The following is a 3,759-nucleotide window of genomic DNA, read 5'->3' on the forward strand; positions in this document are numbered from 1 at the left end:
TGCCTTGGTCAATAAACTGCCAGTTTTGTCCAGATGACCATCTGACGACATTTTCAGTACCGCCTTGAGCCTGGAGATAGGGTTTCCCATCTTGCTTTGGCATCTGATCGTTGGGCAGTTTTATTTGACAGTAATAGTTAAATGGACTATTGAGTTCATTTTGATAAATGGCAAATTTTTCATTTTTAGTTGCTAGTAGACCATTGACTTTTGTTTGCTGTGCAGCTACTAGTGCGCTTAGGTTTCCACTACTTATCAAAGCGATTTTATCTTCCAGTTCTCGCTTTTCTTTTAGTATGGAAAATTCTTGCTGTTCCTTAAACTCTAATGTCCTTAATTGTTGTGGTAATTGAGCATAAGCATCTGCCAAAGTTGTCAAAGTGACGCTGTCAGTATATTTAGCCTCAGTAATACTGTCAGACAATAACCGGATGCGGTGCTTGCGAATTTCCAGAGATGTCCAAGTTCCTTTGATATCGTTAATCTCAAAAGAACGCAACATACTCACCCCATCAGGAATAGTCACGTTGGCAGACACCCGAAACCAGCCACCACCGACATCCTCAAACACATTCTGCACGAAAGTAGTAATCGGCTTTTTCTCTTCAGCACTGCGGCTAGTTTTTCCCCAATAGGATAGGGTGAAAATCTTATTACCTAGATTTCGTCCATCGGCATTATTTAAATAGGCAAGATTAACAGCAGTTGGGGAATTAACCTTAAACTCGAAGCTTTCTTCATAGATTGCCCGTTGACTGACAGCAAATAGCTCAGAATTGCTATATTTAACTGCGTCAGTTGTATTGTCTCCCAGTTTACGGTTGAGGGTCATTGCTCCCACATAGGGATCGCTATAGACTTTACCATCATTACCGTTAACTGAAAAGTCAACGACTTTCCCTTCAGAGATGCCACCTAAGCGCCAATAACCCACTAAACCAGTTTCTTTGCCAGTTAGTTGCAGATACATGCTATTTTTGATATCTGCTTCGGTGCGGGCTAAGTTCCAAATTAGAACATCGGCAATTTGACCAGAGAAAAACTGTTGTGCAGTTCCCTCGGTTTTTCCCGTGCCAATTCGCAAAGGACGGGCTGTGTTACCTGTATAATTTGCTGCTACTTCTGCGGCAAATACTCCATTGATGTACAGTTTAGCTTTACTACCATCAAAGGTAGCGGCAATGTGTGTCCATTGATTAAGGACAATATCGGAACCAGTAACTATGGTCCAATTTTGGGTATTATTACCAACCCACAATTGCCATTTGTTATTCTCTCCAGCATAGATAATATATCCAAAGGTATTATTGCTGGTATTGATATCGCGGGAGGTAACTAGAGAGCGATAAGTCCCCTGTCCTCCGGTAACTTTTGCCCAACAGCTAACAGTAAATTGCTTGGGATTGAGTTCTGCGGAGTAGGGAATTTCTACATAATCATCCACGCCATCAAAGACTATGCCGCGCCGTTTCAGGGCTACTAATCTGACATTGACGGCTTCTCCCGTTGCCCATTTGCGCTCAATGACAAAGTGGGTGTCGTCAATCTTTTTGACTGGATAAGTATCGTTGTAGGCTTGTGTACCATAAATCTGAACTTGATCTCCGTCCTCTAAACCATGATTGGGACAAGAAACTTTTAATTTACCATCGGCTGTTTTTTCGTAGGCAGTAATCATGCCATCAAAAATCAAGCCGCCTTCTTCTTCCTCTTCTTTCTCCCAATAACCTAGTTCAGTACCCGTGGCGATGCTAATCTCAAAGGTATTAGCATCGATTCTTCGGGTGTTATAAAGACCTTGATAATCTTTAGTTCCACTGATTTTTACTAAGTCGCCATCGGCTAATCCTGCGGCTTGGCTATTGGTAGATACCTTCACCAAATCTTCGGCGTTTTCTGCTTTAGTACCCTCCAATAGCCCCACAATAATACCTTGGGGGGTTGGTGTTCTGTCACCAAAGGCTTTGATTTCATCTAAGGTGTTAAGGGGTAACAAAACTTCGCGCTGGTTACTGCGAATGATGGTTTTTTCAGGGGTTTCGTCGATTTGGGCGAGGGTGCCATCTGCGGCAATGGCAAAACTGAGGGCGGCTGTTCCTGTGGTGGTGGGAACGGCTAACATCAATCTGGTGGCAGTTTTCAACAGTTGCTCTTCCCCTGATTGAGTCATCTGAGACTGTTGTAAATCGTATTTGGTGGCGGCTAAACCGTTGTTGATGGTGACGCTGCCAATCTCTAAGGTGCGCTTAATTACACCAGCAATACTCCGGGGTAGTAAGCCTTTGTCAGAGTCTTCCCAAATGGTGTAATCTTTGACCTCAAATAGTCCTTCATCAGAGGCGCGGAGGGTTGTCAATTCGACTTTTTGGGTTTGACTGTTGTAGGCAAAAATATGCCAGCGATAAACATCACTTTCGATGGTGGGAACTAAAACAACTGCAAACCAACCTTTTTGCAAGTTCCCAATGGCACAGAGTTCGGTGGTGGGTTCGTAGAAGGGAAGGCCGTTGGCATCTCGGAAGTCTAAGGAGTCGATATTTACGAGTCCATTAGACCCTTTGTTCATGTTTTTTGTCGGTTCGTGCTTTTGCCTACTGCGCTTAAACCGCACTTCTAGCTTGCGATTAAGCGTGTTGGTCATCCCATCTAAAACAAAGCGATCCACTAACAGCGTATTGGTTGTAGATTGGCGGAATACGTAAATGTGTCCTAGTGCTGAAACAAGTTGAACGGGGGCGACGGCTGTTATTTCTTTGGTTCTGTAGCGAGATTTGATGACGAATTTAGTGGTGTCACTCTTGTAAGTTAACTCTGCTGTTTCTTTGTTGATGACTGATATATCGTTGGGTTCATCAGGGAATTCTAGTTGTTGCCAGCTTTCCCAACCAGTTCTTGACTCGGCTGGTTGGTTGAGATAGCTATCTTCAAAGCCATCTTGTTTGACTGTGTACCAAATCTTCCCATCACCATCAGTAGCGAGAACAACTACTTTACCTTCGTGGGTGATGCTGTTCAGGTGTTGGAGTTTTTCTTTGGTGAGGATTGTCATGGTAGTACCCTTGGTTAAAAACTATCTGTATGCTGAAGTTTTTTCAACTCTTTCGATGACTCGCATTTTGAGCTTGAAAGGAATTTATTCATTCATCAAAGACCATAAAGATGAATCTCTTATTTTTATCTTTCCAGATCAATCTTACCATATAGAAGATTACTATGCTTTTACTTGATCGATCAATTTCATAACATTTTTTTAACAAACTTCGTTGATCAGTCGGGTAATATGGATTCCCTACAAAAAATCGGATTGTGCGATCAGGGCTACTTCTAAAAGTTACTAAGTCCAGCAATATAAAAGCGAAAATTGATACAAGCCAGCGCCAAAGCTAACTACCATACCCAATTTGCCTAGCTTATCTTTACATTCTTCTTTAAAAAAGCTGTCGAATACCAAAAAGCAACTTGGTGAACTCATATTTCCAAAATTATGAAAAAAATGCTTTGATCTAGCAATCTGGGCATCACTTAGTCCGAGTATTTCTGGCTTTGTAAACTCAGACAAAACCTTGGTTCCACCTTGGTGGAGAGACCATTCTAAGATATCATCAGGAAGGAGAGAATGCTTGGATAGCATAGGCTTTACTACTGAATCTACAACCAGAGGTGGAACGAGAGTTGTAACTTGCTCATCTAAGACAAAACCTGTTTCATCAAACCGAATGATATTGCTAACTTGAAAGTCCATTAAGAGGTCTTCTACTT

Annotated in this window: 1 protein-coding gene and 1 pseudogene; both read right to left on the reverse strand. The window is 42.1% G+C overall.

Annotated elements, in window-relative coordinates:
* Positions 1 to 3,049 (reverse strand): LamG domain-containing protein (locus MiSe_RS48065; protein WP_226594435.1); only part of this gene is annotated, 3,049 nt, incomplete at its 3' end.
* Positions 3,050 to 3,334: 285 nt separating this feature from the next.
* A pseudogene (locus MiSe_RS48070) lies at positions 3,335 to 3,759 on the reverse strand (hypothetical protein); the annotation flags it as partial.

It is taken from the genome of Microseira wollei NIES-4236 (genome assembly GCF_020521235.1).
Lineage (GTDB): Bacteria > Cyanobacteriota > Cyanobacteriia > Cyanobacteriales > Aerosakkonemataceae > Microseira > Microseira wollei.